The 24,439-nt window shown below is 46.3% G+C and carries 21 protein-coding genes; 7 read left to right on the forward strand and 14 right to left on the reverse strand.

Annotated elements, in window-relative coordinates; genetic code table 11:
• The first annotated feature begins 4 nt into the window (after positions 1-4).
• A complete protein-coding gene (locus tag HWI92_RS04220; RefSeq protein WP_204660926.1) occupies positions 5-2,308 on the forward strand; it encodes a xanthine dehydrogenase family protein molybdopterin-binding subunit in 2,304 nt (767 codons plus the stop codon).
• A gap of 465 nt (positions 2,309-2,773) precedes the next feature.
• A complete protein-coding gene (locus tag HWI92_RS04225) occupies positions 2,774-3,361 on the forward strand; it encodes a hypothetical protein (RefSeq protein ID WP_204660927.1) in 588 nt (195 codons plus the stop codon).
• A 914-nt stretch (positions 3,362-4,275) separates the two neighbouring features.
• Here HWI92_RS04225 and HWI92_RS04230 read toward each other — a convergent pair.
• Positions 4,276-4,791, reverse strand: coding sequence for a cupin (locus tag HWI92_RS04230; protein ID WP_229248871.1), 516 nt, complete (start codon positions 4,789-4,791; stop codon positions 4,276-4,278).
• Between the two features lie 151 nt (positions 4,792-4,942).
• Here HWI92_RS04230 and HWI92_RS04235 point away from each other — a divergent pair, with 151 nt between their 5' ends.
• Together HWI92_RS04235 and HWI92_RS04240 are read left to right on the forward strand one after the other, a co-directional pair.
• A complete protein-coding gene (locus HWI92_RS04235) occupies positions 4,943-5,692 on the forward strand; it encodes a DeoR/GlpR family DNA-binding transcription regulator (RefSeq protein ID WP_204660928.1) in 750 nt (249 codons plus the stop codon).
• Positions 5,693-5,888: 196 nt separating this feature from the next.
• Positions 5,889-7,103: an MFS transporter gene (locus HWI92_RS04240; protein ID WP_229248873.1), complete on the forward strand. Its 1,215-nt coding sequence runs from the start codon at positions 5,889-5,891 to the stop codon at positions 7,101-7,103.
• A gap of 118 nt (positions 7,104-7,221) precedes the next feature.
• Here HWI92_RS04240 and HWI92_RS04245 read toward each other — a convergent pair whose 3' ends face one another.
• The 3 genes from HWI92_RS04245 to HWI92_RS04255 form a co-directional block, all read right to left on the reverse strand.
• Entirely contained in the window at positions 7,222-7,806 is a 585-nt protein-coding gene (locus HWI92_RS04245) for a Crp/Fnr family transcriptional regulator (RefSeq protein WP_204660929.1), read from the reverse strand.
• A gap of 96 nt (positions 7,807-7,902) precedes the next feature.
• Positions 7,903-9,129 carry a fumarylacetoacetate hydrolase family protein gene (locus HWI92_RS04250; RefSeq protein ID WP_204660930.1) on the reverse strand — a complete coding sequence of 409 codons (1,227 nt, stop codon included), beginning with the start codon at positions 9,127-9,129 and terminating at the stop codon, positions 7,903-7,905.
• A 22-nt stretch (positions 9,130-9,151) separates the two neighbouring features.
• Entirely contained in the window at positions 9,152-10,153 is a 1,002-nt protein-coding gene (locus HWI92_RS04255; RefSeq protein ID WP_204660931.1) for a DUF6268 family outer membrane beta-barrel protein, read from the reverse strand.
• 75 nt (positions 10,154-10,228) lie between these two features.
• Here HWI92_RS04255 and HWI92_RS04260 point away from each other — a divergent pair, with 75 nt between their 5' ends.
• Positions 10,229-12,058 carry a glycoside hydrolase family 26 protein gene (locus HWI92_RS04260; protein ID WP_204660932.1) on the forward strand — a complete coding sequence of 610 codons (1,830 nt, stop codon included), beginning with the start codon at positions 10,229-10,231 and terminating at the stop codon, positions 12,056-12,058.
• On the opposite strand, the gene HWI92_RS04265 is transcribed toward HWI92_RS04260, so the two are convergent.
• The 5 genes from HWI92_RS04265 to HWI92_RS04280 form a co-directional block, all read right to left on the reverse strand.
• Complete coding sequence (locus tag HWI92_RS04265) at positions 12,032-14,962, reverse strand: glycosyltransferase family 2 protein (protein ID WP_204660933.1); 2,931 nt, start codon at positions 14,960-14,962, stop codon at positions 12,032-12,034. The genes HWI92_RS04260 and HWI92_RS04265 overlap by 27 nt on opposite strands.
• Positions 14,959-16,164 (reverse strand): glycoside hydrolase family 2 TIM barrel-domain containing protein, encoded by a 1,206-nt coding sequence (locus HWI92_RS04270; protein WP_229248875.1) that lies wholly within the window; start codon positions 16,162-16,164, stop codon positions 14,959-14,961. The genes HWI92_RS04265 and HWI92_RS04270 overlap by 4 nt, the downstream gene beginning before the upstream one ends.
• A gap of 436 nt (positions 16,165-16,600) precedes the next feature.
• Positions 16,601-16,732, reverse strand: a complete 132-nt coding sequence (locus tag HWI92_RS25420; RefSeq protein ID WP_262897691.1) for a hypothetical protein — start codon at positions 16,730-16,732, stop codon at positions 16,601-16,603.
• Between the two features lie 107 nt (positions 16,733-16,839).
• The gene (locus tag HWI92_RS04275; RefSeq protein ID WP_204660934.1) at positions 16,840-17,766 is read right to left on the reverse strand and encodes an alpha/beta hydrolase; all 927 of its coding nucleotides are present in this window, start codon (positions 17,764-17,766) and stop codon (positions 16,840-16,842) included.
• The gene (locus tag HWI92_RS04280) at positions 17,763-18,389 is read right to left on the reverse strand and encodes a hypothetical protein (RefSeq protein ID WP_204660935.1); all 627 of its coding nucleotides are present in this window, start codon (positions 18,387-18,389) and stop codon (positions 17,763-17,765) included. The genes HWI92_RS04275 and HWI92_RS04280 overlap by 4 nt, the downstream gene beginning before the upstream one ends.
• A gap of 285 nt (positions 18,390-18,674) precedes the next feature.
• Between HWI92_RS04280 and HWI92_RS25425 the strand changes: the two genes are divergently transcribed.
• Positions 18,675-18,800, forward strand: a complete 126-nt coding sequence (locus HWI92_RS25425; RefSeq protein ID WP_262897692.1) for a hypothetical protein — start codon at positions 18,675-18,677, stop codon at positions 18,798-18,800.
• A 38-nt stretch (positions 18,801-18,838) separates the two neighbouring features.
• Entirely contained in the window at positions 18,839-20,263 is a 1,425-nt protein-coding gene (locus HWI92_RS04285) for a TlpA family protein disulfide reductase (protein ID WP_204660936.1), read from the forward strand.
• 132 nt (positions 20,264-20,395) lie between these two features.
• Here HWI92_RS04285 and HWI92_RS04290 read toward each other — a convergent pair whose 3' ends face one another.
• The 5 genes from HWI92_RS04290 to HWI92_RS04310 form a co-directional block, all read right to left on the reverse strand.
• The gene (locus HWI92_RS04290) at positions 20,396-21,307 is read right to left on the reverse strand and encodes a helix-turn-helix domain-containing protein (protein ID WP_204660937.1); all 912 of its coding nucleotides are present in this window, start codon (positions 21,305-21,307) and stop codon (positions 20,396-20,398) included.
• 6 nt (positions 21,308-21,313) lie between these two features.
• Positions 21,314-22,117, reverse strand: a complete 804-nt coding sequence (locus tag HWI92_RS04295; protein WP_204660938.1) for an SDR family oxidoreductase — start codon at positions 22,115-22,117, stop codon at positions 21,314-21,316.
• Between the two features lie 94 nt (positions 22,118-22,211).
• Positions 22,212-23,111, reverse strand: coding sequence for a helix-turn-helix domain-containing protein (locus HWI92_RS04300; RefSeq protein WP_374757883.1), 900 nt, complete (start codon positions 23,109-23,111; stop codon positions 22,212-22,214).
• A gap of 13 nt (positions 23,112-23,124) precedes the next feature.
• Positions 23,125-23,376: a hypothetical protein gene (locus HWI92_RS04305; RefSeq protein WP_374757890.1), complete on the reverse strand. Its 252-nt coding sequence runs from the start codon at positions 23,374-23,376 to the stop codon at positions 23,125-23,127.
• 158 nt (positions 23,377-23,534) lie between these two features.
• A complete protein-coding gene (locus HWI92_RS04310; RefSeq protein ID WP_204660939.1) occupies positions 23,535-24,323 on the reverse strand; it encodes an SDR family oxidoreductase in 789 nt (262 codons plus the stop codon).
• Between the last annotated feature and the right edge of the window lie 116 nt (positions 24,324-24,439).

The following is a 24,439-nucleotide window of genomic DNA, read 5'->3' on the forward strand; positions in this document are numbered from 1 at the left end:
GATCATGAGCGAAACCGGTAAACCGATAAACCGCATTGATGGGCGCATGAAGGTAAGTGGCAAGGCAACTTATTCCGCTGAATTCAACCAGCCCAACATGGTCTATGCCTTTCCTGTTCGTGCGACGATCGCAAAGGGGAAAATTGCATCGATCGATGATGTTGCTGCTAAAAAAGAACCCGGCGTACTTGCTGTGATCAGTTATAAAAATGCACTGAAATTGAAGCCGCTGGACATGCAGGCGCAGATGAAAGCAGGCGCGGCCTTTCTGGGAGAAAACCTTCCGCCTTTGCAAACGAATGTCGTGCAATATCCCGGACAGTTTATTGCAGTGGTTGTGGCCGAAACATACGAGCAGGCCCGTGCAGCAGCCTATAAATTGAAAGTGCGGTATACGGCTGAGAAAGCCGCGGTTGATCTGAAAACCGAAATTCCCAACAGCAAAAAGCCAAAGATGTTCATGGGTGAAGAGGCCCAGGTCAATGAAGGAAAAACCGCTGCCCCGTTTGCTGCTGCGTCGCAAAAAGTGGATCATACTTATTCGACCCCTGCTGAACATCATCATCCCATGGAACCACATGCTACAATTGCGGTTTGGGATGGTACGGATAAACTTACTTTATATGATGCCACTCAGGGGGTGGGACTTACGGGTACTATTGCAGCCTATTTCCTGGGCTTGAAACCTGAAAACGTACATGTTATTGCACCTTTTGTGGGCGGCGGTTTTGGCTCAAAAGGACTCTGGCTGCACACTTTAATGGTTGCAATGGCAGCTAAGGCAGTCGGGCGGCCGGTTAAGCTTGCCCTTACACGGCAAATGATGCAGACCAATGTTGGCCACCGGGCAGCAACCATCCAGAAAGTGGCGCTTGGTACAGATGCTGCCGGAAAATTAAGTATGATACGCCATCATACAGCTACCTATAACAATCTTACACAGTTCTTTGAACCCAGTGGCAAACAATCACTTGTTTTGTACCAGGCTCCGGTTCGTGAGGTTACCTATAATATAGCACATCTGGACCGCAGCACCCCGACGTTCATGCGTGCCCCCGGCGAATCCCCGGGCACTTTTGCACTGGAATGTGCTATGGATGAGATGGCTTACAAATTAAAAGTGGATCCCATTGAATTCCGGATCACGAATCATACGACCAAAGACCCGATGAAGGGGCATGACTTTTCCAGCGAATTCCTCATTGACTGTTACCGCATTGGCGCAGAGAAATTCGGATGGTCTGCCCGCAATATGGAACCGAGGCAGAACCGGAACGGGAAATACCTTGTGGGCTATGGAATGGCTACGGCGACTTACCCCGGCGGACGGAGTGCTGCTTCTGTAAAGGTGGCTATGAATGCAAAAGGTGATGTAACGGTCATGACTGCATCCATCGATATTGGCACAGGAACTTACACGGTATTGGCACAGACGGCGGCTGATGCACTTGGCGTGCCGGTCGATCGCATTGATGTAAAAATCGGCGACTCCAGTCTTCCTCCGGCGCCTCTTGCTGGTGGTTCGCAAACCACTGCGAGTATTCATCCGGCTGCGATGGAAGCCTGCGTGTTATTGAGAAAAGAACTTGCCGCCCTGGCCATTGCTGACCCGGACTCCAAGCTAAACGGCCGCAAACCGGAAGAAATCGGTTACGGAGATGGCAAACTTTTTGTGACAGGAGATGATAAAAAAACCGATTCGTATCTAAATATCCTAAGCCGCGCAAAGCGAAGTGAAATCGAGGCTTGTGCGACTACTTTGCCGGTTTCAGGTGCGGGCCTGACGGTTCCAAGTGCGCTTTGTACACCGAGCCAAACTCCCCCGGAACAAAACAGCGATATCAAGCAATATGCTTTTCATTCGTTCGGTGCTCAGTTCGCCGAGGTATGGGTTGATGAAGACTTTGGTACCATCCGCGTGAAACGCTTTACGAGTGTTCAGGACGTGGGCCGGATTATGAATGAAAAAACTGCGCGGTCGCAGATTATCGGTGGTGTGATCTTTGGTATTGGCGCAGCACTGATGGAAGCCACAGAGTATGATAAACGTTGGGGTAACCCGGTGACACGTACACTGGCAGATTACCATGTTCCTGTTCACCTGGACGTTCCGCCCATCGATGTTCATTTTATCGGTAAACCTGACCCGCATATATCGCCGATCGGTGCGCGGGGCATTGGTGAAATCGGTATTACAGGTGTATCAGCGGCTATTGCGAATGCTGTATTTAATGCAACCGGTAAAAGATTAAGAGATCTGCCATTGACACCAGAGAAATTTATGAATGAAGAACCTGTCAAAGTATAGCCGTAGGTTATTCGGGCAGCAAGTGTAAATTGAGTTTTGCCAGGCCCGGGTCCGGCGAGATCGGTACGTACGTGTCAGGTCCAATGCTGCTCTTTGATAGCCTTTGAGCATCAATTAACGCCCGTCTTTAAAGTTTATATAATTTCCTGTTTGATAGTTACCTTTCTTTCCATAGTGCATAATAATTTCAATACTTAAATCTTTCACAATTGGGTAAGCCCCTCGGCGCCTTTTTATTTAAGCAGGACAGGAGTGAAGCATTTTCGATAATAAGACAATAACTTTTTGAAATCAGTGGGTTGTCAGATGGATAAACAGTATAGAATTCCTTTCTGTTTATGATATTCGAAAGGAAAGTTTGTTTGCATTGCAGGTAAATTGAGATACGTTCCTAAATAACAATCTATGTGCACAATCGTTTATCTGTCACGTATACAATGTATCTCACCGTAAATAGCAATTCCTATGAAAAGAGCCTTCTTATTTGCTATCTTGTTACTGACTTGCACGCAGTCATTTGCTCAGTTTAAAGGTTCTGATTTTTCCCTTAATTTGGGTTATCCCATTCCGGTGGGCTCCAATTTTGTGAATGAAGGATTTAGTGTTGGCTACAAAGGTATCGCGGATATTGGGCTTGACTATACAATTTTCAAAGCCAGTAAAGTGGATGTCGGTATGCTAATAAATTCTTCCTTTCTTAAATTCACACCTGCCGATGTTTTATTAAATGTAATTAGCCCAAAAGTTAAGTTGGGCTATACAATGCAGCTTAGAAAAATTGTAATTCAGCCCCAATTAGCATTAGGGTATGTGCATTTTGGCTTTAAGGGATCAAAATATAACTATAAGGAAAGTGTTGATGGTCTGGCAGCTAGGGTATCTGCAAAAGCAATTCTTAAAAGTGCAAGAAAAATTAACTATTACTTATCCCTGGCATACGAAATGAATAGAATAGGTAAGCTGAGACCTGAGGTACCAAGTACAAGCTATGACCGGAATATCCAGTTTGTAATCCCGGGAGTAGGTATATTATGGAATTTCGGTAGGCTTTAATGGGAGAGAAGTACTTATTCAATGATGGGTAAAGCTAATATCCGTTGGTAATTATCAATTTAGTCAATCTCAGATTTCATCTTCAATTATAAATTCTTATAAATGATGAAGACTTTTTCCTACCTAACTTTAATGGTACTGGTTTGTTGTTGCAAAAACTCGGACGAATCAATCGATGAAAATATGTTGAATGGAACGTGGAACTTACGCTCATCAACTAGCGGGTTGAAAACCCGGTGGACATTCGATCCAGATTACCTTTACATCGCATCCGATTCTTCCGAAACCTGTCGGCCGGCCCAAGGACAACCCTGGGCATACCGGGTGACAGGTAATACCTTCTATGCGCGCTATATAGGGATTTCTAATGGCCTGGTAATAATCCCTGATATTCGGTATCAAATTGCTACTTTTTCAGACAGTGTACTTGTGCTGGAAAATAGTGGCCTTGACAGACAGTACTTTGTTAAATGTAAGTAATACGAAATCTTTTAATCAGCTTTTGCTGGGGAAATAGATTATATAAGCGAGCTACAAAAAGAGAAAATCTGATCGCTTCAAATTTTTCACCTGATCTTCTGAAAAAAGGATTTTTAGAATTGCAGCTTCTAATTGATCAAAATGCCTCGGACGGGGAACCTCGATTTTTGGTGTTCCTGATTTAACTGAACACTTTTTCGTTTCTCCATTGTAATTGATTTTGATAGTAGTAACAAAGGATGGGGACGTATATAGAAACCTATTTTGCTATTATGATTGTCTCGCTGACGCCCCTCTTGTAAGCAAGCTGCTGCCAGCTTTTTTTACTATAAACCAAGCGAATTGCCCCAAATCCTCACCTCATCTTTGCACGCTTTATTTTGCATGGTGCTCAGACGTGGGTTTGCTGAAACAGGTTTGTATGCTGAAAAACGTTAATTCCAGTATTTCAGTAACATACCCTGCAAGCCATAAATCGGATCGGTTAAGGGTAAATCAACCGCTTTGATGTTGGTTAAGGCATCATGTCGGTTTTCTTCTGTACCTGTCATCAGATCCCAGGATTTGCCATCGGGATACCCACCGACGATTTCATAGTAACTTTGTCCCGGCAGTGAAGCATGCCCGACACCAGCAGGCAAAATAAGCACGTCGCCGGCATGTACTGTGAGGTGTACCCCGGATGGTCCTCCCACCTGCAATGTAACCGTCCCGTCACCGACGCCCAGCACTTCATGCGTGGTACTATGAAAATGGTCATAAGACAGGATGGTATCACGCCAGTTATTGGTCCATCCGTTTTTGATGAAAGTGGACTCAAACCAATCCGATTTGTCATTTTCTAAATACACTTTCCTGTATAAAATCACCGGAAGGTTACTATTAGGGATGATCCCGTCATCATCAAACCGATAGGTTTCAATCTCGAACTGCATTGTTGGCTCTCTCATTTCTAAATCCTGGCTAGTTGATGCGAAATAATGCAAATATGTATAATTTGGCAAACTTTGTCTATGGTGATCATTTTTCTTGTAAGAACAGAAGTCTTGGATTCACCAGAGCTTTAAAAATTAAAATGCCCAGTTTGCAAGAAGTTATACCATGCTGAAAGAAACCCGATTTGAACATATTCTGAGCAAGCTGAAGTCAAACAACCAGGTCTTTTTTGAAGAACTTGCCCTTGAACTTGCCGTGTCGGAAGACACCATTCGCAGGGATATTGACATACTTGCCAAGAGTGGCTTGATGGTTAAAGTGCGGGGAGGTGCAATTTCGCCAGCACAGAGTCCACTAACCTTTCAGCAGCGAAAAGGATTGTTTACCGAGGGTAAACAGCGGATCGCCTTGAAAGCACAGCAGCATCTCTCGGACGTAAAGACCGTATTTCTGGATGGCGGGACGACCATTCTTGCCGTTGCATCTGCATTGCCGCTTAATACCAGGCTAAGGATCATTACCAACAATCTGGCACTGCCGCAAGTCCTGGTAAATCATAAAGACGTGGAAATCATCATCATGGGAGGTAACTACATCCCAGGTACCCAAACCACCGTAGGCGTGCAAACCTGTACCGAAGCAGCGAAATATGTGGCAGATTTATATTTGATGGGTACTTGCGCACTCGATTCCAACACCGGCATAACGGCACAGTTTGCCGAAGATGGTGAAGTAAAAAAAGCCCTTCTTAAATCTGCCAGGAAAACAGTAGCATTGATCACTCAGGAAAAGCTGAATAAAACTGACTACTTCAAGGTCGCTCGGCTGGATGAAATCGATGGTATCATCACAGATCTTCCAAGTGACAGCGAGCAGCTTGCAAGTTATCGCTTCTCTGATCTGCAAATCTTTTAAACCTGCACAGACAAAACGCATTCAGCTGCTTTTCGGTAGCATCAGACCTGGTTGCAACCTGCATAGTAGTTACCTGCATTCAACATCAGCATGCTTCATGCAGAAAGCTGCGTATGCTTTGGGTGGCAGATCGGTATGCCTGAATGTTCAAATATTATAAAAATTACAGCTATTCTTTTTGCAAACTTCTGCAATATTGCAGAAGTTTGCAAAAAGATCGTTTATGGATTTGTCTGCAAAACACAACATCGCACAGCTGCAAACATCAACACAAGTCATTTTCTTGATTTGTGGACTGGGTATTTCAAGCTGGGCACCCATGGTGCCGTACGTTAAAGATCAACTTAAACTGGATGAAGCCGGTATGGGCTTCCTGCTGCTATTTCTGGGAGCCGGAGCACTCATGATGATGCCTGTAACCGGATGGCTGATATCCCGGCTTGGTTCCCGAAGGGTAATCCTTTACGCAACCTTTGTCACGGCCGGAGCTTTACCGCTTCTACTCATGATGAATACTTCTTTTTCCCTGGCACTGATGCTGTTTGTATTTGGATCGGGGGTGGGAAGTGTGGATGTTGCGATGAATGCACATGGTGTTCAGGTGCAAAATTTATCCGGCAGGCCAATCATGTCTTCCCTGCATGGACTGTTCAGTGTTGGCGGACTTCTGGGTTCATTGGGGATTGGTTTTCTGATTAGTTCTGGGCTGAATCCAATCTGGGCCGCAGGTTGTATTTCGATCATCCTTCTCATCCTCGTTCTTGTAAAATACAATGCATTGCTGGACAAAGTCTTAGAAGATGCACTTGTTGTCAGGTATAGTGAAGGCCATCATCAAAGCAATGCATCGGGGCAGTCCTGGTTCAATAAGCGTGTGCTTTTTCTGGGCTTTCTCTGCTTTTCGGTTTTTCTTGCAGAAGGAGCAATGCTGGACTGGAGCGCAATCCTGCTTCGGGATTTTAAGCACATTGAAGAATCCTTCTCAGGCATAGGATACGCATCCTTTTCGATTGCCATGGCAGTAATGCGGTTGCTGGGTGATAGGATTGTCACAAGGATCCTGCCGTCTACCGTCGTCATTGGCGGCAGTTTAGTAGCTGCCACAGGATTTTTGGTGATCATATTTTCTCCCTGGATACCCATCACTTTACTAGGCTTCATCCTAGTAGGCGTTGGTGCAGCCAACACCGTTCCCGTGTTTTTCAGTGAAGGCGGGCGCCTTAAAGACGTTCCAAGTACAATTGCGATTCCTGCCATTACCACCATGGGTTACGCAGGACAATTAGCGGGTCCGGCGATTCTGGGTTTCCTAGCCAAATCAACCAGCCTTCCCGCTGCATTCGGTTTCACGGCAGGTCTGCTACTGCTCGTTGCTGTCACTTACGTTTTCCATCGCAAGTCACGACGCTGAAATGCGAGAAGGAGGTTGATGTTGAATAGTTGAACAAAAACAGGTTAAGAAAGCTCAAAATCGGATAAATGATATCGTACTAAAAATCGCAGGACTTAGCTGACTTCATGTTACACTCCTAGGATCCCTTTTTTCTTAACCTGCTCAGATGTTCGGGCGTCAGGCCCAGGTAGGAAGCGATGTAGTATTGCGGGACTTGCTGGACTATCTGCGGGTAGGTCGCGGCAAAATTCCGGTATTGCTCCTCATGCGAGGTGGAAATAATCTTTTTCCGCTTCGCTTCGGAGCTGCAAAACACATGCTCGATAATCAACCTGCCAAACCGTTCCCAGATCTTGTACTGATCGTATAAGGCATTTATATCACTCTTTTTCAGGATCAGCAGCTCCACATCGGTCAGTGCTTCCAGGTATTGCATGGAAGGCGATCCCAGAATAAAGCTTTGGTAATCGCTGGTAAATTGATTTTCACTGACAAAATCCACGGTACTCTCCTTGTCATTTTCGAAGCTGTATTCCCGAAGTACACCTGAATTAATGAATGCTATGAAATTGCAGACCTGCCCTTCCTGCAACAAGAGGTCTTTCTTTTTCAATGATCTGGTTTTAACGATCCGGGCAAAGGCATCCCATTCATCCGCATTCGGGTCAATGATCCTTCTGATAAAGGATTCTATTTTCGTCATGGATTCTGGACTTACCATACATTGGTCTGTTTTTGCCGGACAAGTTTAGGTGCGTGGAAGTATCAACTCGTTTCCTGAAAAACCCCCACGCAGGCTAAGATACACAATCAGGATTTATTCGTTAATGCTGGTATGGATCGTCCCTAAGTAGCTGATGGACGTTTCTACCTTGTCTCCCGGTTTCAGGTAACGGGTATTTTTCATTTGGTTTTTCAAATACTGCTCCAAGATATAGGGGTGCATTTTTGACGTGAAAAATGCACCGGTAAAAATGTATTTGAAGACTGTCCCAATGATAAAACCTTTGCCCGGTGCATTGAACACAACCCCGGAAGGTGTTCCCGTCATGATAATGGTATTGGCCGGAATGCAGCTTCCTTCAAACAGTTTGACCATCTGACCTTGATAATAACTTTTTTTCTCGCCCTTCACAGACAGTGACTGTTCGATGATCCGGCTGATATCCCAGACCATATCTTTTGCACTCCCATGCTGGCGCTGCTCACCGTTGACCGAAAGCGAAAGTTCTAAATCATTCACAAATGCGCGCCAATTTCTTGGAACTACCATGTAAGGACCCGTTGGTAAAAATCCTTCGTTACTTTTGGCATCCGGGAAACCTTTGCCGCCAATTACGTTCTGGCTATCCATTTTACGCATCAATGTTGCCCGGTCGGTAAAGTCATTGACAACCAGAAACCCGATCATCATGCTGTTCAAGTCAGCAGCGGAACAAACCGCCTTCGGGAAAACAATACCAAGTTCAGCCTCGTGGTCCAGGAGCCAGCCTTTTGTATACTGTAACTGGTGGACGGCCGGGTCGGTGCGCACAAATTTTGGAAACATGAATGGTCTTACCTGCCCGGTTTCCTTGCCGTGTTCTGCATAATTGATCCCAATCGCCAGGTGTGTTTCACCACCAACACTGGGAAGCAGGTCTGCATACTTTAATGAAATATGTTTGGCACTGGTGTGGGTAAGCTTTACAATTTCATCAAATTCCAGCCCTTTGATCACCTCAAAAGCGTTTTGCTCATATTTTCCCAACTCAGCACTTAAATCAATCCCGCGAATCATTTCCCCATTGTCTTGCAGCACGGCAAGGGTATGTACTTGGCCGCCGGCATCAAACCTGGCCAGCGTGAGTGCATCTTCCGGGGCCTTCAAGATTTTGCCCGTTTTTTCAAAAATGCTTATTTCAGCAGCTGTATCAATCATAATTTCAGCTAAGTGGCTGTAATCCTTTGTGTCTGGCGCAGAAAGAACACTGGAATGCGCGGGGAAAATGTGCAACAAGCTAAGGAGGCCGCCTACCGCTAAGCCGATTAATGTTTTGTTCATGATAGTCAATGTTAGGGAAGAATTAATGCTTTCCGGGAATGATTCTGTAACTCAGGCCCACTTTAAAGCTTAGGCCGCCCGCTACTTCCGGGTTGAGCGGGTCCTTGCGGTTACCCAGTTCATAGAAGTCAATAAAGCCACTTGCTTTATCATTTTGGTTATATACCTCCATGTTACGGATCAGTGTATACGCAGCAGTTGCGCGGACAGCCCAGTCGGGCGAAATGTAGTATTCGGCAAACAGGCCGGGATTGACCGTGTTGTATTCAAAATAGCGTTTTTGGTTGTTTAAGCGGTAAGTTGAATTTTGTACAAACAGGTTGAAACCCGCATTGACCTTCTGGTTTACCGCATAACTCACCGTAGCACTATGTGGCAGATCACCGAATATCCAGAGCTTATCATTTACCTTCCAGTCCATACCTACCAGTACGATGTACTGCGGGCCGTAAAACTGCCTGCGGTAGCCAACAATGCCTTTCCAGGTTAGCTTGTCATTCACTTTCCAGGTTCCTCTGACAACCGCACCGAACTTCATGTCCGAAGCTTTGACGTTCTTGTAATCGCTGTTTAGAAATGGCATAAACAATGCGGTAAGGTTAATTTTCTTATTAACCATCGTGCTGTAACCTAGTGTGGGCGATATGCTGTAAACGTTTTTCACTTCAAAGCCCGGGTGCGAACCAGAAAAGTGAAATGCTTCCAGATTGCCGCCGACCAGCAGGTATTTGGACTTGTTTGGTGTAAGAAAAACGGGGATCGTGGTGGCTATTTTGAGGTTGCTACCTGTAAATTTCTGATACTGTCCTTCGGTTCTGATCTTCATGGGCAGGTTTTCGTAGCTCACATTTACACCTTCCACGTATCCCTGCCCAAAGCTGGAATACGGCAAAAGAAGCGACAGCATAAAAACCCGGGCAATAGGGTAGGCGGGTATACGGGCGGTCAGAGGGATCAGTCGGGAAAGTAGCAGAATTACTCCTTCGAGCGGGAAACTTCTCAAATTTAGGTTGTTGGATTTCATGTGATACAGGTTTGATTTGCATTGTCCTTCCATGGAATGGGACAAAACTATCTACCCTGATCCGGCAACTCATTGATGTTTATCAAGATCGTAAATGGCGTATCTGATCAGCTCAGCCTGTTTATCGACTTTAACTTTCCGGAGGTACGGTCTGTCATAATCGAAAAACGCTACCTTGGGTTTTTGCAACAAACACTTGGTCACCGTATGAAAATTTCCAGGGTTATAGTGATTGCAGCCGGGCTCATTTCAACCTTGTTGCTGGTGTTTGTCATTCAAAAACTGACATCGCCGTCTGTAAGATCCTATGATGCTCTGGATTCCACCTTCCATGAACCTGTGATTGGTACTTTCGAACTCAACGCGCAGCAGACAGCACATTCGTTCTCGCACTACGCGCTGAAACTGGACAAGCACCCCGACAATGCGTCTATCAACAAATTGATTGCAAAAATCCCTGATGCAGCGCATCTGATTATTACCATCTCCATGCCGGGAACCGACTATGCATCGGCACCCAATGTGCTCAAAGAAGTGCGTGAAGGAGCTTATGATGCCAAAATCAAGGCATTTTGCCTGGCACTGGCCAGGAAATCGGGCACTACCTATTTGCGCTGGAACCCCGAGATGGAAGTTCCTGTGCAGCTGTATCCCTGGCAATACCAGGCGCCAGTCGACTACATTGAAGCATTCAATCATTTTTGCAAACTGGCTAGGTCTGTTTTTCCCGCAGTGAAAATAGTGTGGGGACCGGCGGGCTATCCTGGTTCAGATGAATATTGGCCCGGGCCTGTTTTTGTGGACTATATCAGTGTGACGATTGATGGTAAATCTGAACTGGCAGCGACTGCCTTCCCGGCTGTGAAAGACCCTGAGGAAAATGTCAGGCGGAAAATACAGCGTATGCGAATGTTCGGAAAGCCGGTGCTGGTTATGAAAGCGGGAAGCGTCAGTGAGGCTGATCTCAAAGCCGCGCTGGTAAAAGCCGCTGCAAGTACGCGGCTCAATGCCGGCATTCTGTATCAGACACAAGACACGGAAGGCGCTCCAAATGTTACCGAAAAGAGAACACCGCTGATTGGTGTATATGATCCCAAAGCATTGCTGGTTAACTCGGGACTGATTGATGCGGAGCATATTTTTGTCGATCTGATCGCTGTGCAGAACGGTCAGTTCGAGAGGGATTTCAATGCAATCGTTTCTCGCCGCCACGATGCCATTGTGAGTATCGAGCCGTGGCATAATGCAGGGGTCAAAAAAGATTCAAATGCACTGGGCAATGTAATTAATGGCATTTATGATGCGGAGTTTGCTGAAATCTACCGTGTACTTGCAACCAGTAAGCAAACCGTTTACCTGCGCTTTGCACACGAAATGGAAATCCCTATCCACCGGTATGCGTGGCAAAGCCAGGATCCTGTACTTTATATCAAAGCCTTCCGGTACTTTATGAACTTTGACGGTTCAAAAAACAAAAGGATTAAAAAGGTATGGGGACCGGCCGGCGACCGGGGTTCGATCGAATGGTGGCCGGGCGATGATGTGGTGGATTACATCAGCATAGCCATATACGGGTTGCCCGACAAGAACATTACAGATCCTGAGCAGCAGGAGTCTTTCGAAACCATTTACAATCGCAAACACTACCGGATGCGGCTGGTAAACAAGCCCATCTTCATCACTGAGTTTGGTGTGAAAGGCCCTGAAAATTTCAAGAAAAAATGGTTGGAAAAAGCAGCCGAGGTCATCGGTAATCGTCCGGAGATCAGAGGTGTGAGCTATTTCAATTTAGCCGATAATCCCAAAGTGTGGGGCAACATTCCACCTCCCGACTGGAGTGTGAGCAAGCCAACCTTTCAGCATTTTGTAAATACCTTATCAATGGCCCGAGTGGGGTTCCGGTAGTAGTGGTGTGTTCAGGCTGGAATCAATGATGTCGATTACCACATTGCCTTCGAGCACAAACAGGTAAAGCCTGTAAGTTTCGGGATCAGGGGGTATTTGCAGGCTCAGGTCGGTGCCGGTGCCCACGTCCTTTGAAGAAATGAGGTTGAAATAGTCATCCATCTGCACCAGCTTCCATTCAAATTTGAAGCTCGTTTTCAGGTCTTTTGCCAGTGACCAATTCCCGTCCTTCCGGATGACTGCGTGGTAGTCGAGCATCAATCCGGCAACTGTGGCTGCGGCAGGTCTTAAAATTCTGGTTTTGGGTGGTTCCCATGTTTTTGCATGCCCATGCCATTTGGCGGCAAGTTGCAGCATTGAAATTTTCCTGCGGCCAGTCCCGTCTTTTAAACCGTCAAAAGTTACCTTTTCGTAAGCATGCACATCCTGCCAGTTTGAAATAAAAACACCCGCCGAATCACCTGAATGTCTGGTATAGGTGTCATATTCAGCGTAACTGGTAAAATGCGGAAAGTTTTCCGGCATTTTATGTTGAGCAGCATTACTGTAGTAGACCAATCCATAAGACGCAATTCCCGGAATGGCAGCCCTTATTCTGGCAACAGCAGCATGCATTGTTTCAGAAGCTTGGATGTCCAGCGTGATGGGGCGGCTGGGATCCACTTTTTTCATTTGCGAAACCAGCTTTTTCAGCCAAACCAAATACGCATCCTGTTGATCGGCTAAATCTCGGGGCAAATAATAGAACCGCAGATTCTGGAATACAGCATTTCCAATGTTCCAGGAAAAGATTTTCCGGTTTGCTTTATGGCTGCCTACCGCCAGCAATATCTTTTGTGAAAGCGCTTCCAGAGTTTGTTTATCTTTTTTGAAATCCAGGCCGGACGGCACCCAGAATCCATAATGAAGGTTCATGCCTTGCGCTCCCGCGACACTCAGTATATTTCGATCGTAAATGCCTGGTCCATAAAACTTGACGGTGTTAATCCCAATCCTTTTCATTTCTTTAAAATCAGAAACAAGCTCTTTTTTCGTAAAAGCCTCATACTCGTTTTTCCAGTCGGAGCCTTTTAAATAATTGACGCCGCGCATTCCTTTAAATGAAATTACAGCTCCGGATGGATTGGGAGGCAACAGATCGGGCATTGCTGCTTCCCGACCCGATGTTTCTGATGTGATCAGAACATTTCCCGGCCCAAGCGGCCTGCGCATGCCATGCCTTTCATGTCTGTGATAATCAGACTCATTTTCCAGGAACTTAAATTTTGCATTGTAGATCCAGACACCGACTAACAGGAACATAACCAGCATGGCTGTGCTGCGCAGGCCGGTATAAACCCGGTGCCTCAATATCCATAAAACGTCCTTCACTATTTTCAGGCGGCCCATCAGCGCATTCAGCCTGGGATTTTGTGCGCGCAGGAACCGGAACTGCTGTTGCCGGCTTGCCGCAATGGTAAAGCACATAAAAAGACAGTTCAATCCTGCAAAACCTGCCATGACCAGGTTGTACGGGTTCCAGTCAGTAAGCAATCCGTAGCCTATTGCAAACGCAGAAATAGCGAATATGAAGAGGTTGGGAATGTTGAGTGGCCAGTTATTGGCTTCATTGCCATCCTTGGGCGTTGGAACGTAGGGCACCTTTTTTCCCGCAATCGTATAAACCAGACCAAGGATAAATACCCACCAGGTACCGATCAGGAGCAGTCCCCCGACCATGTGGAAACCGCGCTCTTCGTCTTCCATGACCCACCATTGGACAAAATGCCGGATCAGCACGATGGATGCAATCAGGGGAAAAACAGCCAGCCCAAACTCCGAAATGTCCATCTGCATGGGACTGGCCCCAAAACAAAGTGCGATGACCGGGATCAGGAAATTGATCAGGAAAATAACGCCCGACAGATAATGCATCGGGAGCAGCGCATAATGCAGCTTTTGGCGCCAGGTGAAGCGGCTGAACAATTTCGGATAAGCCGTAACCAGCAGATCAAAAACACCTCTTGACCATTTCAGCTGCTGCCTGTAGTAGGCAGAAAGGGTTGACGGCACAAGCCCGCGTGCCATAATTTCAGGCACATACACCGATTTCCATCCCTGGGCGTGCAGCTGCATAGCCGTGTGCAAATCCTCCGCAAGTCCGGCGGCATGCCCACCGATGGAGTCCAGCGCAGTTCGCCGGAACGTGCAGTTGGCGCCTATCGCCAGCACGGTCCCATACTTGTTCATGGTCATCATGATGGGTCCATAAAACTGGTAGGTCTGCTGGGCAGCACCTTTGGCGATCAGACTTTCATTCCCGTTTTTATAGGCCTGGACAATCTGCACATATCCGATCTCCGGATTGGCGAAGTGCGGCACAATGGGGTCCAGAAAATCAGGGGCCGGAACATGGTCAGGATCCAGGACGACACACAGCTCACCTGCTGACTGTTTCAAAGCATTGTTAATGTTACCGGCTTTTGCATCTGTTCTGTTTGTCCGGGTGATATGATGCACGCCCAGTTCCTGGCAGACTTCCTTTAAAAAAGGATCATTTGCTTCGTCACACAGGTATGTTTCATGGGGGTAGGTAATTGCTTTTACAGCTTCAAGCGTTTCAACGATCATTTCGTAAGGTTCACCCGCACAGAATGTTGTGAAGATATCGACCGTGAAGTGCGTGGTAAGCGGCGGCGTTTTTGGGACGGTAATAAAAAGATAATGGTACCACTCGTAAAGGAGTTTCAGGCAAGTGAATACGAATGTTACCATCAGCATCCAGTACAGTGGCACATGGCCGCGCACCGCAGGGTTCAGCACATGGCAGAGGAAAAATACGATTGCAACACATCCAATGAAGATCATCACCCAAAGTGTGACAAGCTCGCGCTTTGTTGGGGGTGTGATCGTTATCCGCTTCATCGGTCACTGATCACGTAAAAGGGCGTGTTACAGCTGGCGAAGGTTCCGTTGTGATGGTATATTTTCGCAAAAATACGGTAAGGTCCTTCTTCCGCAGGTGACTTAAACTGAGCGGTAAGCCTGCCGCCGGATTCAACGCTCGCAGCAAGCGGGCGCGGTTGCTGCGAGCTGTTCTGCCCGTTTTCTTTATACCAATCCTCCGGCACAATTTCCCAATGCACGGACCTGATGCTGTCTCTCTGATGCAGAACAAGTTCAGGGTGCATCGCTTCTTCCGGGTTTAGCAAAATATCATCGGCAGCCCCTTTGTTGTTGAGGAGCATATAACGTATCTGCGGAAATTGATCTTTCGGAAGTTGTCCGGTCCATATGTATTGCATTATTGCAACCAGCTCGGACTTTCTGCCGGATTCGTCGAACAGGCTAAACCAGGTAGAGGTAGTTTCTTGCTTGCTTCCCCAAAAAAATATAAAGCTCCCTAAAAAGCGTGGGTCTTTCACAGGTATTTCCTGCTGGTATCGCTTCAATATAACATCAGCCTTTTTTTTGCTCGGATTTTCAATGAAAGCACCCCAGGCTGTACACTGTGTTCCGGTCCATGGGCCGTCTGTTCCCCATTCCAATAACATATAGGGTCCGTTCCAAAACCATGAAAAGCTTTTCAGATCTTCTTTCAGCAATCGTAAATTGTTGAAAACATTAAACGATATAAGATCAATGTGGCATCGCAGCTGAATATTGGCGATGTATTTTCTATTGAAATTCAGGACAGTGGTCGTGATTGGATGATCGGGATCAACCCGGCGGATCATTTTTGTAATTGCATTGAAGGCACTATAAAAATGGTTGTACGATGGGCTGTAAGGAAAATCCAGCTCGTTGCCCACACACCACATCAAAAGTGCGGGATGATCTTTGTGCCTGTCAACAATTGACTGGAATTGAGCTAACTGTTTTGAAGCTTTGATTGGATCGTTGTAAAAGTCCTTTTGATCACTGTTCCGGATCGGAAGACCGGCGATGATGGCAAGGCCATTTTGCTGTGCACTGTCCAGTACCTGTTGCAATTGCGTAGTGTCCCATATGCGCAGACATGTTCCTCCCGCCTCACGCAGCGCCTTGAAATTGGATGTTCCACCGGCACCGTTTATCCCGAATGCTTTTCCATCGCGCAGTACAACATATCCGCTGTCGGACTTCACAATGCGGACTTTCGCCCCTGCATTTAATTCTCTCTTGTTACAAGCAAGCAGGGTGACGAAAACATAGAGGCAAGTGGTGCAAATCGTTAAATATGCAGTGTGATTTCTGAACAATATGGCGGAACTATGAAGCCTCACACTCCATAAATAACAAAAATATGGGAGTTTTAAAACTCTTATTTACAACGAATTAGTATGCGGCTAAGCGCAGGAGCTTTATTTAACAAGCATTGAGTAGGCACCGATCTTTATTGCGCATTGCACGATGCTCCAACAAAAAACCGGTAGCTTGAAAGCTACCGGTTTTTTGAAATATGACTGTCAGCACCACACAGTAATCGCTGCCCGGCGGTTTACCCGTTAAGAAATCTGATGATCTGTTCAGTAGCGGTCATGTACTTTTGCCGCTTCGGAGTGCACAGACTCAACAGACCTGTCAAAATCCTAACGTCACCCAAATGAGCTGACCAACAGAAAAAGCAGCAACCAGCGCCATCCAAAGCCAGAGAAGCCAGTTGTAATTCTGTCCTGATTTTTCATTTTTGTTTGTACCGGAAGGCTCTTGCATAGATCTGATCTTTTTGGATAGTCGACGTTAAAAGATTTGAAGACGACGGCGCACAACCGGAAGCACACCGGAAACCGAATTTACCCATTGTACTCAGATTGTGGCAATCAATTAAGGCGGCTGAGTATATCTTCAAAGGCATTTTTCTGGTTGTCACGGTCTTTCGGCATCAGATTGGGCCGTAAGTCAAGGCGGGTAAAAACGTGCAGTTCCGAATCGATCATCTCTACTTCAACGGGCTGTGCATCTGCCGATTTCAGACCTTTGTAAATCAGTACCGCGCTGACCGGATCGGCTGTGGTATCTTTTTTGGACTTGTAAACTTTCAGCTGGGTTCCCGCGGGTAATCTGAACCCTTTTTGCAGATCATGACGGACCAGCCCGGTCAGTTCTTTTAACTCTTTGAGCGTTTCATATGGCCGGTAATGATACCAGTGTTTGTCTTCTTCGGCGGTATTATCAGCCTCTGTATAGCCGATGATCGGACCAGCAATGCCTATCAGGCTCAGGGATTTGTCGGCCGGAATAACAATCGGGTCAATGAGGAAGATTTGCCGGGGTTTTGTGTGTTCGATAAAAAAACCGTCTGCCAGCATATTCAGGATCACCGCCGAACCGGTGGAAGAACCCGCCAGGCTGATGTTGGTATAGCCTGCTTTTTCCAGGCGCATGTATTCTTCAAGTACGGGCTGCTTCCAGTCCTGCCACGATGCATTCTTGAAATCTGCATAGCTGACACCATGTCCGCCCATCAAAACCTGGGAAATCAATACGTTGGACCGGCCGGAAGCAAAGCTTCGGAATTCGTCCCACTCGAACGTGGAGGCGCTGTAACCGTGAACCGTAATGATGACAGGTGTGCTCGCCTCTGATGGCGTGGGATTGGGCTTTGCGAGTGAAACCAGGTACTTGCCGGGATCATACACGGACGGATCAAAGATGGTTTCCCCTCCCAGCATGGCATCTGTCAATACAGGATCCTTTTTACAGCCAGCCAGAAAAAAGAAACACGCCAGCATGATTGTAACTCTCATTTTGCACGGGTTTTGAAGATGTTATAGGTAATATTCAACTGAACATACACCGGGTACAAAGTCCCCGGTCCGCTTGCACCGTCTCCTGTAATGAGGTTGTACCCCAGGGCTGCTCCAAATCTGAGCGGTGAATTGGTTTTAACAGAAACCCCCGCCTCCAAAGCAACAGTTGCCGATGACTGGGGGAGATCCTGAAAGATCGGTGATTCGTAGTCGGCATGAAACCAGCCTGCATTTACGCTCAACATGGGTCTGAGTACCTTTTCAGGCCGGAAAAGGTAGCTCCCGGTTAAAAACAGATGATCCTGCTTGATAGCATTTCTCCCGACGGCCGATCCCAGCCTGGTGCTGATGTAGCTGATTCCGGTCTGAAGGTGGTTTTTCATCCATTTCGGATTTGCATATTGCACGGTGATTCCATTCTCATTATACAAATCAAACGTTTGCTGAAAGCGCAGGCCCACATTCAGGGAAGCGTTTTGCGCATGAACATTCCCTCCGGAAAACAGCCCGTAAAGTATGAGAATAATGTTTAAGTAATTAGCAATCAGGATGTGTTTCATCAGCCGGCCTTTTAGTTGACGGAAGTAAATGTAGCTGTCAAATACCACATTTCTACTCATATATTTATCCGGTACAGTAGTATAACCGGTGATGGTATTTTTGCAATATTACACCATCAAATATCTGGCAGCATGGTACGGGTAAGCATTTATGAAGACAATCACTCACTCCGCAAAATGGCTTGCGCTGGTCCTGGAATCTACGTTTAAGCTGGGGGTTGCCGGAATGCATGGGCATGTGGTGAAAGTACCGGATGATGTTGCCGGAAGATGCCCGATGTCATGTTGATGGACATTGATACGGCGAGGCTACCATCGCTGCCTCGGCGCAAACCGCGCCAGGAGATGCTGACGACATTGCAGCTATCAAAAAGGTCATTTCTGATGAGACAGATGTCGCGGGAAGTACGCGTTATGGAAACGAAAAACGGGGTGTGGAAGCTGGGTTATGTCAATTCGAGAAACATCTGAGTCAGGGAATATTCAAGTGATCATCAATGTTCTTAGCCATGAATTATCGCTGTGCATCCTTAATACTGGCCCTTTTTTTTATAGGTAATACGGTCTTTTCCCAGGTCTTAAATCTAAAAGGACAAGGCATTATCAAAATTGAAGGTATAGAATCCGATACATCTATACCTGTCTCGGTGGAAGTTCTGCATTCATTTCCGGCTTATGGCTCATTTGAGCAGCAGGATACGATATCAACAATGCATCATACGGTGCAGTTTACATGCCCGGTGTACACAATCCAGCAGGTATCTGTTACGATTGCAGATAAAAAACTATCTGTGATCCTGGAACCCTCAGATACTGTGTTTGTCAGAATGAAAGGTTCAATTAATGACGTTGCCTTTGAAATTGATGGGAAAAATAAAGCGATACAAGACTATTACCTGGCAAAAGCCAAACAATATCCGGTTTCGGTGGGTCAGCAGGTCATGAATGCAGGAGTAGGCGATCTAAGCCTCGATGCATTTATGCACCTTGCCGATAGTCTTTTTATGTCAGAAAGTGCATTCTTAAACAGCAATTCTCAGGCGCTTCCGCAATGGTTCTTACGCTACGAAAAAGACGCAATCAGATATTCTGACGCGTACCTGCGGCTGTACATTTATCAGTATCGAAAAGCAGTCAAGCATGCAGCTGCCAATACCCCGGCTAATTACTTTGATTTCCTGAAAAAGTTGGAGATTCGAAATTTGTCAGCGCTATATAATTATGCTTATTTATTCTTCCTTCGGGAATATGTGAGCTACAAGTCAGCCGCCAACACACAAAGTAGCGCGCCCGGCAAGAAGAACAATTCTGTTTACAAACAAAATGTAGGTTTATTGGGCCAACAAACAGGCGAATTCTTTACATTATTTACGATCAGTGAATCACTGAATGATAACCCCCGGCAGGTCGAAAAAAGCCTGGCAGAAATACCAGTTCCGCATTTCTATCCTGCGCTTGTCCCGTATTTAAAAGAAAGTGCTTCACAACGGATCGGTGTGCTGCGCTCAGGAAAGCCCAGCCCCAATTTTGTATTGACTGATGAGCAGGATTCACTGGTTTCCCTGAAAGATTTTAGAGGCCAGATTGTTTACCTCAGCTTTTGGTTTGCCGGTTGCAAAGGTTGCATTCAAGAATTTCCGTTCGAAAAAGAACTGGTTGCTCAATTCAAGAATGAACCCGTGAAAATTATCAGCATCTGCACGCGAACTACCCGGGAAAAGTGGCTAGAAAAAATCAATCAATTTGGTTTAAATACGATAAACCTTTATGCAAATGCTACATGGGGAAACACGCTGGAAGAGCAGTTTGCAATTCATGTATATCCTCAGTATGTACTAATAGGACGGGACGGATCCGTGATAGAAAATTTCACTGCCCGTCCGAGTAATGGAGCTTCTGAAAAAATAGCGAAAGCACTTTTAAATAATCGTTAAAAACGAGAGCATTTACCTGCATGTTCTCATTGAAAAAAATGATGGTGCCTTTTGTGAAAGACACCATCATGCATTAGCCATTTCTCAATTAGCGAAGAAGCCGGAAAAGGTGACGAAAAGCCATCATTATCACTAATTAAATGACCGCCTGAATTCCAGCGGCGACACATTCATTTTCCGCTTAAACAGTTTGTTAAAAGACTGTGCATACTCGAAGCCCAATTGGTAAGCAATTTCGGCGACGGATAGATTGGTGGTACTCAGGTATTGTTTGGCTTTTTCGATGAGCTTTTCGTGGATGTGCTGCTGCGCGCTCTGGCCGGTGAGCGAGCGCAGCATGTCGCTCAGGTAATGCGGCGACAAATGCAGCTGGTCGGCCAGGTATTCTACCGTCGGAAGTGCATTCTTTGACGGGGCCAGGTCCTGAAAATAGGCATTCAGCACATTTTCCAGTTTAGTCAGCAGGTCGTGGTTTGCGATTTTTCTGGTGATAAACTGCCGCTCGTAAAACCGGGTGCTGTAATTCAAAAGCAGATCAATCTGAGAGAGCACAATTTCCTGCGTATGCCGGTCAATGTGAACCAGTTCCTCGGTTATTTTCTGGAAAATGGCATTGATATTCTCCTCCTCTTTCCCGGACAAATGCAGCGCTTCGGTCAGGGAGTAGGAGAAAAAGCCAAGATTCCTGATTGACGTCGCGAGCGGATGTTTGTACAAAAAATCGGGATGAAAAAGCAGCGCCTGCCCGCTTCCGAAATCCGGATCCAGGATCGCGTCCTCGGCCGTTTCCAGCGCTTGCACCTGTCCGGCAGCCACGAAAGTCATCAGACCTTTGTCAAAATCAAAGTACTGCTGACCGTACCGGATTTTGCCGGTAATGCCCTTTTTCAGCGACACGCAGTAAAATTGGAGTACAAACTGCCGCCAAAGTTCCCGATCCGCAAACCGCATATCCGCCACATTGATCACGCTGATCAGCGGATGCTGCGGCTCGGGGAGCCGGTGCAGGCGATGAAATTCGGTAATCGAGTGAATCGTTCTCATATGTAATTAACCAAAGAACTGGTCGCGGATTTCCTGTCTGAAAGTTTCGCTTCCGATTTGCAGGCGCCTGGCATACAATGCATTGGCATCTGCGCCCGCCACATACCGCACCTGGTCTTTACCGTCGGTGGCGGCCTCGAAAACGATGGCGGCGATCTGATCCGGTGTGGAGGCTGCCTCCATCATATTGTCAATATTAGCGAACAATTTATTTTCCAGTTCAATGTACGCAGGATGCGAGGCCTTATCCAGCGACCGGCCCAGAAATTCCGTCGTAAACCCCCCCGGCGCGATGGTCTTAATACCAATATGATGTGGCCCGAGTTCAAACGACATACTTTCCGCCCAGCCTTCGACGCCGAATTTGGTAGCATGGTAAATCGAATGCAGCGGAAAACCGAAAAGCCCGCCCATCGACGTGGTATTGATGAACAGCCCGCCTTTATTTTCCCTGAAATGCGGGATAAAGGCCTGTGTCACGCGGATGACACCCAGCAGATTGGTATTGATTTCTTTCAAAATCTGCTCGTCCGTCAATGCTTCCAGTGCGCCCATCAAGCCATAACCTGCATTATTGAACACAACATCGATCTTCCGGAGTGCCGTAGCTTCTGCCACCGTGGATTGTATCTGCTGAGGATCAGTCACATCCAGCGGAAGGAGGGTCACATTTTTGAGTGCCGATAATTCCGTTTCTCTGTCCGGGTTCCGCATTGTTGCGATCACATGCCAGCCTTCACTCTGAAATAATTTTGCGGTTGCTTTTCCAAGTCCGGAAGAGGCTCCGGTGATAAAAATGGTCTTTTGCATTGTATCTGATTTCTTTAGTCCGATGCAAAAGTCGGGGTGCAGCAGCGGGAAAATGTTTCCAAATCGTTTGAAGATGTGTCCAAAATGCAGATGCTCAGTTGAAAGATTGCCTGAAATCCAGGGGGCTCTGTCTTGTCTTCATTTTAAACAGCTTGCTAAACGATTGCGGATGTTCGAATGCCAACGCATACGCAATTTCACTGACCGACAACTCCGAAGTGGATAGCTTTTCCTTCGCTTTTTCGATTAGCTTTTCATGAATGTGTTGCTGGGTAGTTTGTCCGGTCAGTTGTTTTAGTAAACTGCCCAGGTATTTAGGTGAAATATTCAGTGAATCGGCAACAAACCTGACCGTAGGCAACCCTTTTTCAATTAAATCTGCTTCCTTGAAATACGTTGAAAGTACCACTTCCATACGTTCCAGGATCTTACTGTTTGTGATTTTTCTGGTAATAAATTGTCGCTCGTAAAAACGCTGTGCATAGGTAAACATTAATTCCAGCTGGGCGATAATCACATCCTGACTAAACTTATCGATATTCGATTTATATTCTCTTTGAATGTTTTCGATAATGCTATTGATCAGAATTTCTTCATCGCCGGAAAGGAATAGTGCTTCATTATTGGAATAGCTGAAATAATCGTATTGTTTGATTTTTCTAGCAAGAGAAGTATTCCATAAAAAATCAGGATGAATAAAAAGCATCCAGCCTTCCAGCCGGGAAGGTACGCCGCCGCCTTCGCCCCGCAGAATTTGTCCGGGCGACATAAACGCCATTAATCCTTCGTCAAAGTCATACTTTTGCTGGCCGTAGATCAGCTTGTCACAGCCTCGTTTCAGGGAAATTACATACAAATCGAACACAACTGCATTGATATCGGGATGATTTTTAAGTCCGGATAAGTTGACCAGACCAATAAGCGGATGGTGGGGTTTGGGAAGGTCCATTAACCGGTGTATCTCAGTGATAGATTGTATTTTATATGGCTTCATGACGGTCAGTTTGTCAATTTTTGAAAGGATATTTCAGCCAGATCATCACCAGTGGCATTGCCAGGAACGGGATTTCCATAAGTGCCATTTTATAGTTTCCGGCTCGCAGCGAAAATGCCATAATAAGAAGTATAATCATAGCATTCAGCAAATTACCGAGGAAAAAAGTGCGGGGTATTATTAATAATATACCTACTATGATTGTCAATGCAGCGACAAATGGAATCGCGGGCTGACTGAAGCCCAGGTCATTCATCATTTTGATGGATGCAGGATTGTCTTTGTAATTGAAAGTATCCTAGCCCTGTTTAAAATTAAGCGCCACTGAGATGAGCAGCAAGGCGAGTGAAATGATATTCTTGATCATAAAAATTAAGGTTTAATGGATCGGGCAAATGTTATGTTGGCCGCAGGTTTACCTTTTTAATTTATCAATTGTTTCTTGGCCTCCTTAAATCTTTTGAATTCCCGGTGTCCGAAATTGATCAGCAGACCAGGAACCAGTCTCGCGGCAAATTGAATCACGCCGATCATCGCAGGTCTGAGCTCCGGTTTGTCCTTCCTGAGTCCACTGATGACCACTTCCACCATCTTGTCCGCATTCATCATCATGGCCGGGTTTGGCTTGATAACCCAGTCGTTCTGCAGGTTGGTATTGACGCCCGGTGGTATCAGCTCGAAAACCTTCACATTCGTATCTTCCAGTTGCAGCCGCAGGGCCTGGGTGTAAGCTCTGACGCCCGCTTTGGTGGCGCTGTAAACCGGGGCGGAGGAGTAGGGCATGAATGCAATGCCCGAGGACACATTGACGATCGCAGCCGACGGCCTCGTCAGCAAATGCGGTAAAAACTGATGCACCATCTGAACAGTTCCGGTAAGATTGGTCGCGATTTCGCTATTTATATCGATGAGGTCCGGGGACGCATCCTGCAAATCGATGAGCCGCATCAGGCCTGCATTATTGATAAGGATGTTGAGCTGCGGAAATCGGGCAATCACATCGTTATAAAGCTGCGCAATATCCTGGGGATCACTCACATCGCTTTGAAAAATGTGAACTCCCGGAAATTTCATCTTCGTTTCCTCCAGGGCATTGAGGCTGCGGCCGGTCACGATGATGTTAGCGCCTTGTTCGGTCAGCTGTTTGACAAGCTCCAACCCGATTCCGCTGGTGCCGCCTGTAATTAAGATTGTGCTATTTTTCAGGTCCATTTTTTTCTTGTTTTGTTAGCACAAAGTTCAGCAGACATAACAAGACGGACTTAGCCGTAAGTCCCGATTCCGTAGCCAAAAGGGAAGGTGCGGGTGGGCCTCACGCTGAAAGTTAA

The organism is Dyadobacter sandarakinus (genome assembly GCF_016894445.1).
Taxonomy (GTDB): domain Bacteria; phylum Bacteroidota; class Bacteroidia; order Cytophagales; family Spirosomataceae; genus Dyadobacter; species Dyadobacter sandarakinus.

What these genes read in the sequence shown, in the direction of transcription:
- HWI92_RS04220 (WP_204660926.1), top strand. Translation starts at nt 5, where the DNA reads ATGAGCGAAACCGGTAAACCGATAAACCGCATTGATGGGCGCATGAAG.
- HWI92_RS04225 (WP_204660927.1), top strand. Translation starts at nt 2,774, where the DNA reads ATGAAAAGAGCCTTCTTATTTGCTATCTTGTTACTGACTTGCACGCAG.
- HWI92_RS04230 (WP_229248871.1), bottom strand. Translation starts at nt 4,791, where the DNA reads ATGAGAGAGCCAACAATGCAGTTCGAGATTGAAACCTATCGGTTTGAT.
- HWI92_RS04235 (WP_204660928.1), top strand. Translation starts at nt 4,943, where the DNA reads ATGCTGAAAGAAACCCGATTTGAACATATTCTGAGCAAGCTGAAGTCA.
- HWI92_RS04245 (WP_204660929.1), bottom strand. Translation starts at nt 7,806, where the DNA reads ATGGTAAGTCCAGAATCCATGACGAAAATAGAATCCTTTATCAGAAGG.
- HWI92_RS04250 (WP_204660930.1), bottom strand. Translation starts at nt 9,129, where the DNA reads ATGAACAAAACATTAATCGGCTTAGCGGTAGGCGGCCTCCTTAGCTTG.
- HWI92_RS04255 (WP_204660931.1), bottom strand. Translation starts at nt 10,153, where the DNA reads ATGAAATCCAACAACCTAAATTTGAGAAGTTTCCCGCTCGAAGGAGTA.
- HWI92_RS04260 (WP_204660932.1), top strand. Translation starts at nt 10,229, where the DNA reads ATGTTTATCAAGATCGTAAATGGCGTATCTGATCAGCTCAGCCTGTTT.
- HWI92_RS04265 (WP_204660933.1), bottom strand. Translation starts at nt 14,962, where the DNA reads ATGAAGCGGATAACGATCACACCCCCAACAAAGCGCGAGCTTGTCACA.
- HWI92_RS25420 (WP_262897691.1), bottom strand. Translation starts at nt 16,732, where the DNA reads ATGCAAGAGCCTTCCGGTACAAACAAAAATGAAAAATCAGGACAGAAT.
- HWI92_RS04275 (WP_204660934.1), bottom strand. Translation starts at nt 17,766, where the DNA reads ATGAGAGTTACAATCATGCTGGCGTGTTTCTTTTTTCTGGCTGGCTGT.
- HWI92_RS04280 (WP_204660935.1), bottom strand. Translation starts at nt 18,389, where the DNA reads ATGAGTAGAAATGTGGTATTTGACAGCTACATTTACTTCCGTCAACTA.
- HWI92_RS25425 (WP_262897692.1), top strand. Translation starts at nt 18,675, where the DNA reads ATGCTGACGACATTGCAGCTATCAAAAAGGTCATTTCTGATGAGACAG.
- HWI92_RS04285 (WP_204660936.1), top strand. Translation starts at nt 18,839, where the DNA reads ATGAATTATCGCTGTGCATCCTTAATACTGGCCCTTTTTTTTATAGGT.
- HWI92_RS04290 (WP_204660937.1), bottom strand. Translation starts at nt 21,307, where the DNA reads ATGAGAACGATTCACTCGATTACCGAATTTCATCGCCTGCACCGGCTC.
- HWI92_RS04295 (WP_204660938.1), bottom strand. Translation starts at nt 22,117, where the DNA reads ATGCAAAAGACCATTTTTATCACCGGAGCCTCTTCCGGACTTGGAAAA.
- HWI92_RS04300 (WP_374757883.1), bottom strand. Translation starts at nt 23,111, where the DNA reads ATGAAGCCATATAAAATACAATCTATCACTGAGATACACCGGTTAATG.
- HWI92_RS04310 (WP_204660939.1), bottom strand. Translation starts at nt 24,323, where the DNA reads ATGGACCTGAAAAATAGCACAATCTTAATTACAGGCGGCACCAGCGGA.